General features: G+C 69.6%; 7 protein-coding genes. 6 read left to right on the forward strand and 1 reads right to left on the reverse strand.

Translation table 11 applies throughout. The annotated features are described in order from the left end of the window. The first annotated feature begins 175 nt into the window (after positions 1-175). The 4 genes from H0U68_RS02655 to H0U68_RS02670 are packed head-to-tail and all read left to right on the forward strand — an operon-like array spanning position 176 to position 3,471. Positions 176-1,222 (forward strand): GSCFA domain-containing protein, encoded by a 1,047-nt coding sequence (locus H0U68_RS02655; RefSeq protein WP_296352616.1) that lies wholly within the window; start codon positions 176-178, stop codon positions 1,220-1,222. Next, entirely contained in the window at positions 1,182-1,880 is a 699-nt protein-coding gene (locus H0U68_RS02660) for a hypothetical protein (RefSeq protein ID WP_296352617.1), read from the forward strand. The genes H0U68_RS02655 and H0U68_RS02660 overlap by 41 nt, the downstream gene beginning before the upstream one ends. A gap of 8 nt (positions 1,881-1,888) precedes the next feature. Then, positions 1,889-2,584, forward strand: coding sequence for a hypothetical protein (locus H0U68_RS02665; protein WP_296352618.1), 696 nt, complete (start codon positions 1,889-1,891; stop codon positions 2,582-2,584). Between the two features lie 11 nt (positions 2,585-2,595). Then, entirely contained in the window at positions 2,596-3,471 is an 876-nt protein-coding gene (locus H0U68_RS02670) for a TauD/TfdA family dioxygenase (RefSeq protein ID WP_296352619.1), read from the forward strand. Between the two features lie 16 nt (positions 3,472-3,487). Here H0U68_RS02670 and H0U68_RS02675 read toward each other — a convergent pair whose 3' ends face one another. Continuing rightward, entirely contained in the window at positions 3,488-4,591 is a 1,104-nt protein-coding gene (locus tag H0U68_RS02675; RefSeq protein ID WP_296352620.1) for an aldo/keto reductase, read from the reverse strand. A gap of 112 nt (positions 4,592-4,703) precedes the next feature. Between H0U68_RS02675 and H0U68_RS02680 the strand changes: the two genes are divergently transcribed. Both H0U68_RS02680 and H0U68_RS02685 read left to right on the forward strand, forming a co-directional pair. Next, positions 4,704-5,609 (forward strand): LysR family transcriptional regulator, encoded by a 906-nt coding sequence (locus H0U68_RS02680; protein ID WP_296352621.1) that lies wholly within the window; start codon positions 4,704-4,706, stop codon positions 5,607-5,609. Between the two features lie 71 nt (positions 5,610-5,680). Then, complete coding sequence (locus tag H0U68_RS02685; protein WP_296352622.1) at positions 5,681-5,878, forward strand: hypothetical protein; 198 nt, start codon at positions 5,681-5,683, stop codon at positions 5,876-5,878. The last annotated feature ends 122 nt before the right edge of the window (positions 5,879-6,000 follow it).

Here is a 6,000-nt window from a genome sequence, read left to right on the forward strand (position 1 = left end):
CTCCCCTGGTTCGAAGGTCCGGATTGTTTATGCCTTTCGTTCATTCTCTCAGACGAATTTGTTAGGGATTTGTCACCAGGCTCGCATGTCCATGTGGCAAGACAGCCGCTAGACTGGCGCGGCTGCGGCCCTGTCCGATGCGCCGGGCCCGCAGACCGGTGCCCGTTAAACAGCCATGAACAATCCTTATCGAACACTGCCGCCCCGCGCTTTCTGGCGATCCGCCGTGGCCGGCCGCGCGCCGGATGCATTGGACGCGCTGTGGTCGCCAAAATTTCCCATTTCCAGCGGCGACGCCATCGTCACGGCCGGTTCCTGCTTCGCGCAGCACATCAGCCGCGCGCTTGTCGATCGGGGAATGCACTGGGTCGATGCCGAACCAGCGCCGCCGGAAATGGACGTGGCGCAACGGCGCGAGCGCAGCTACGGCATCTTCTCGTTTCGCACCGGCAACATCTATACAGCGCGCATGCTGCGCCAGTGGCTGGATTGGGCGCTGGGCGGCGTGCCGATGCCGCAGGAAGCCTGGCTCGAAGACGGCGGCGTGTTCGATCCGTTCCGCCCGGCCATCGAGCCGGCGGGATTCGCCACGGTGCAGGAGATGCAAGCGTCGCGCCTGGCCACCTGCCGCGCCATTGCGGATGCGCTGTCGCGCGCGCAGTGCCTGGTCTTCACCCTGGGCCTGACCGAAGGCTGGGAACACCGGCACGGCGGCCATGCCTATCCGCTGTGCCCGGGCACCGCCCGCGGCGCCTTCGATCCCGATGCGCACCGGTTCCGCAACCAAACCTTCCAGGAAGTGCACGACGACCTGGTCGCCGCGATCGAACGCATCCGCGCGGTCAACGCCGGCATCCGCGTGCTGCTCACGGTGTCGCCTGTGCCGCTGACCGCCACCGCCAGTGGTAGCCATGTGCTGCCGGCCACCATCTATTCCAAGTCGGTGCTGCGCGCGGTGGCCGGGCAGCTGGCCGCGGAACGCGACGACGTGGACTATTTCCCGTCCTACGAGATGATCAGCGCGTTCCCGGCCGGCACCGCCTTCTACGCGCCGAACCTGCGCACCGTCACAGCCGCGGGCGTCGCCTTCGCGATGCGGCAGTTCTTCGACGGGATCTCCGGCCACGTGTCCACGCCTGCGGCCGTTCCATCCGCCGCGGCGCATCTCGACGATCTGGTGTGTGAAGAAGCCATCCTCGACTACTACCGGCAGCAGCCCTAGGTTCCTGCTGGTCGGCGACTCGCATGCCGGCGCCATCGGCAAGGCCGCGCGCGCGGACGCGCTGCCGTTCTGCGGCGGCCCGATGGGGTCGGGCCGCGACTTCACGGTGGATTTTTTCGACCGCTGCGAGGGCGACCTGCGCTTTCGCAAGGCACCGATCGAGCGCTACTACAGGGGCTTCCTGGCCGAGCTTGGCGCCGCGCGCTTGGCGGAGTTGAAGATCCCGGTGGTGTCGACCATCGGCTTCAGCATCCATTTCTACGCGTCCAACGAAAACTGGGACATCTACCGCGCGCGCGGCGCCGGCTTCGACCCCGCGTTCCTGTCCGGTCGCCTGTTCGCGGCCATCGTGCTGGCGATGGCGCGCGATGCCTTCGCGTTTTATCGCGAGGTGCGCGCCATGGCCCTGCGCGTCGTCGCCGTGCTGCCGCCCCAGCGGGTGCCGCAGCTGTCGGACGCTGCGGTCTTCTTCGCCGCGCAGGAGGTGGTGCTTCGCGCCGTCGCCGCGACAGGCGCGGAGATCGTCGACCTGCGCGCCGCCACCACCGGCGCGGGCGGATTGCAGCGCGCCGACCTCTGCGAGGCCAACGATCCGCTGCACGGCAACGTTGCTTTCGGTCGGCTGGTGCTGGCGGCTTTGGCGGAGCGCGGCATATGAGCATGGCAATGCCGCTGTGGCTGTCGCGCACCGTGCCGGCGCTGTTCGACGGGCAGGAGGCAGACGCCGCGAAGGCATGGCGCCTGCAGCTTTTCGAAGTGCTGGCAACGCTGGATGGAGAGCTGCCGTTCCGAACCGTGCACGACTGGCATGTGCGCACCGTCCTGCCGCTGGCCATGGAAACCAGCGCGCGGCGCGGCGGCACACCCGCGCTGCACGAGGCAGTGGCCGCGCTGCACCGCCAAAGCCTGGCCGGCTCGCGGCCCGGCGCGGCGCAATGGGCGCAGGCCTTGCAGCCAGCGTTGCGAGAGGTCTTGCGGCATGCCTACCCTGCCGCCGATGCCCATGCCAGGGCGCACCGCTCCGCCCTCGCCTACGCGGCAGCCAATGCCGCCGCCATCGACGCGGCCTACGGCAGCGGCGAAGCCTATGCGCGCCACTATGCCGACCTCAGCATCACGGCCAACGCCGAGGCCTATGCGGCTGCCAATGCCGACGCGAATGCCGAACTGCTTGCAGAAGCCTTCGTCCTGCAAAGTGCCAAACACTATGCCGAGACCTTCCCCGCTGCGATGATCAACGCCCATGCGTGCGGTTCCGCCGGTGAGGCCGCGGGGACCGCCTCGCGCCGTGGAGCGTATCGGCGGCTGGCCGAAGGACTGATCGCCAGCCTGTCGGCTTGCGCCGGCCCGAACAATGACTAGGGAGAATTGACATGGAGCCGTTCGCACTGGAAGCGATCGAGCGGATCGCCGCCGCCGCGCGGCCGAGCTACGAGACCATCGCGGTCGCGCCGCTCACGCCCATCATCGGCGCGGAGGTGGCGGGCGTCGACCTGTCGCGACCGCTTGCGCAGCAGCAGTTGGACGAAGTACGACGCGCCTTCCTCGCCCACCACGTGCTGGTGTTCCGCGACCAGGTGCTGACGCCGGAGGACCACAAGCGCTTCGCGCGCTGTTTCGGCCCGCTGCGGCGCGTGCCGCTGGCCGACGTGGATGGCGGCGACCCCGAGATCCTGGAGCTCAAGGCATCCAAGGCGTCGCGCTTCGTCGCCGGCGAGGCCTGGCATGCCGACGGCACGGCCGACGCCGAGCCATCGCTCGGCTCCCTGCTCTACGTGACCCAGACTCCGGAGATCGGCAGCGGCGGCGACACCCTGTTCGCCAACATGCACCTGGCCTACGACATGCTGTCGCCGCCGATGAAGCAGCTGCTGGACGGAATGACGGCGGTGCACGACGGGCTGATCCCCTGGCAGGGCCACGTGCCGCCGCCCGAGCTCACGATCCCGAAGAACGAGCACCCGGTGGTGGCGCGCCATCCCGAGACGGGACGCAAGCTGCTCTTCGTCAACTCCGGCTTCACCTCGCACATCGTGCAGCTCGCGCGCGCCGAAAGCCGCGCCGTGCTGGACATGCTGTTCCGCCTGGTGGAGAGCGAACCCATCCTGACCTGCCGCGTGCGCTGGCAGCCCAACACGCTGGTGTTCTGGGACAACCGCTGCGTGCAGCACCACGCGGTGTGGGACTACTACCCGTTCGCGCGCTATGGCCAGCGGGTGACGGTGAATGGGGGGCGGCCGGCCGCATAGCTGGCCGCCAGCCCCCTCACGCCACCCCGCTGCCCGGCCCGCTCACCAGCACCGGCTGGCGGTAGCCGGGCCACTTGTCGCCCACGTTCACGCCACCGTACATCATTCCCTGCATGGCGTCGGTGAAGAAGTAGTACGGGAACGGCGCCGGCGCGGCACTGGCCTGGTCCAGCCGCTCGCGCAGGGACTCGGGCAGCGTGAACTCCAGCGCCCGCAGGTTGCCCGCCAGCTGCTCGGGCCGGCTCGCGCCCACGATCACGCTGGCCACGCCGGGGCGGTTGGCGACCCAGTTCAGCGCCACCTGGGCGGGCGTGCGGTCGATCTCGTGCGCCACTCCGTTCAGCGCGTCGACGATGGCCCAGTTGCGTTCGGTCAGCAGCTGGAACGCCGGGTTGCCGTTGTCCAGCATGGCTTTCATGCGGCCGTCGGGCGCCGCGTCGCGCTTGTAGCGCCCGGCCAGCAGCCCGCTGGCCAGCGGGCTCCACACGGTGATGCCCATGCCCAGTTCCAGCGCCAGCCGCACGTGCTCGTGTTCGACGTTGCGCTCCACCAGCGAGTACTGCATCTGCAGCGCGCTCACCGGCTCGAAGCCGCGCCACTCGGCCAGCGTCTGCGCGCGGGCCGCGTACCAGGCCGGCACGTCGGACAGCCCGATGTGGCGCACCTTGCCGCTGGTCACCAGGTCGTCCATGGTGCGCATCACTTCCTCCACCGGCGTGATCTGGTCCCAGGCGTGCACGTAGTACAGGTCCAGGTAGTCGGTGCCCAGGCGCTTGAGCGACGCTTCCACCGCGCGCATCAGGTTCTTGCGGCCGTTGCCGCCGGCGTTGGCATTGCGGTCGGCCAGGTTGAAGGTGTATTTGCTGGCCAGCACCATGCGGTCGCGCAACTGGCGGGCGGCCACGAACTCGCCCAGCCAGGTTTCGCTGGTGCCGTCGGTGTACACGTCGGCCGTGTCCACGAAGTTGCCGCCGTGGTCCACGTAGGCGTCGAAGATGCGCTGCGCGTCGCGCTTGTCCGAACCCCAGCCCCATTCGGTGCCGAAGGTCATGGCGCCCAGCGACAGGCGGCTCACGCGCAGGCCGCTGCGGCCCAGGGTGTAGTAGGTGTCCAAGCTCATGGTGTGTGCTCCTTTGCACATCGAATGCCGATGCGATGCGCGAAGGTTACGGCGGGTCGCTGCGCGGATAAACTGCCTGAATCTTCATGAAGCCTTCAGGAAATCTTCATAAATGCGGCTGACTCAGCTGGACGGCCTGATGGCCTTCGTCACCGTGGCGCGGGCGCGCAGCTTCACCGCCGCGGCCTCGGCACTGGAAGTCACGCCGCCGGCCGTGAGCCAGGCCGTCAAGCAGCTGGAAGAGCGGCTGGGCGTGCGGCTGCTGCACCGCACCACGCGCAGCGTGAGCCTCACCGAAGCCGGCGAGCGCTACTTCGAGCGGGTGGCGCCGGCGGTGGCAGAGCTGCTGGGCGCGTCCGACGCGCTGGAGCCGCACCGCAGCGGCGGCGTCGCCGGGCGGCTGCGCATCAACGCGCCGCACCTGGCGTTTCCGCTGCTGCTGCGCCCGGTGCTCGCCAGCTTTCTGCAGGCGCATCCGCAGGTGCAGGTGGAGATGGCGCTGGACGACGGCTTCGTCGACATCGTGGCGCGCGGCTTCGACATCGGCGTGCGCCTGGGCGAGTCGGTGCAGCGCGACATGGTGGCCGTGCCGCTCACCGCCTCCGAACGCTTCGCGCTGGTGGCCTCGCCGGCCTATGTGGAGCGCCACGGCCTGCCCACCTCGCCCGAGCAGCTGCGCGGGCACAGCTGCATCCGCTACCGCTTCCCCGGCAGCGGCGCCATCTACCGCTGGGAGCTGCAGCGGCGCGGCCGCACGGTCGAGGTGGAGGTCGACGGGCCGCTGACGGTGAGCGACGGCCCGAGCATGCTGCAGGCCGCGCTCGACGGCATCGGCATCGCGCACACCTTCGAGCGGCTCGCCGCGCACGAGCTGGCGGCCGGCACGCTGGTGCCGGTGCTGCCGCGCCACTGGCTGGCGTCACCGGGCTTCCACCTCTACTTCGCGAGCCGCCACACCTCGCCGGCGGTGCGCGCCTTCGTCGACCATTGCCGGGCACACGCGGCGGCGTTGGGCTGAGCACGACGGTGGACACAGATTCGCACGACTTCGTGGCGCGCAGGGGAAACCTCCCCGGTAGGATTCAACACATGGATCGCTTTCCTGTCTTCCTGGGGCAACTCGACTGGATCAGTGCGGCGATGCGATCGCTGGCCGCGGAACGGGTGAATGCGGCGCACTCCGGGGACGGCGAGTCCCTTCGTCGGCTGGCGTGCTGCATCGATGCCCTGACGATCGAAGCCGACCTGCTGTACGGCAAGCTCGACCGGGAGTTGCGGCCCCGATGAGCGTCTTCGGCGCGCCGCGTGGGCCGGCCGCCGCCGGCGCCGCGCTGGCGGTGCTGGCGGCAGTGCTGTTCGGGCTGAGCACGCCGCTGGTGCAGCGCGCCGGCCACGGCCTGGGTCCCTGC

The sequence above is a fragment of the Ramlibacter sp. genome (assembly GCF_013697775.1).
In the GTDB taxonomy this organism is placed as follows: Bacteria; Pseudomonadota; Gammaproteobacteria; order Burkholderiales; family Burkholderiaceae_C; genus Ramlibacter.

Excerpts from the sequence above, each read along its gene's own strand:
- H0U68_RS02655 (WP_296352616.1), top strand. The coding sequence starts at position 176 with ATGAACAATCCTTATCGAACACTGCCGCCCCGCGCTTTCTGGCGATCC.
- H0U68_RS02665 (WP_296352618.1), top strand. The coding sequence starts at position 1,889 with ATGCCGCTGTGGCTGTCGCGCACCGTGCCGGCGCTGTTCGACGGGCAG.
- H0U68_RS02670 (WP_296352619.1), top strand. The coding sequence starts at position 2,596 with ATGGAGCCGTTCGCACTGGAAGCGATCGAGCGGATCGCCGCCGCCGCG.
- H0U68_RS02675 (WP_296352620.1), bottom strand. The coding sequence starts at position 4,591 with ATGAGCTTGGACACCTACTACACCCTGGGCCGCAGCGGCCTGCGCGTG.
- H0U68_RS02680 (WP_296352621.1), top strand. The coding sequence starts at position 4,704 with ATGCGGCTGACTCAGCTGGACGGCCTGATGGCCTTCGTCACCGTGGCG.
- H0U68_RS02685 (WP_296352622.1), top strand. The coding sequence starts at position 5,681 with ATGGATCGCTTTCCTGTCTTCCTGGGGCAACTCGACTGGATCAGTGCG.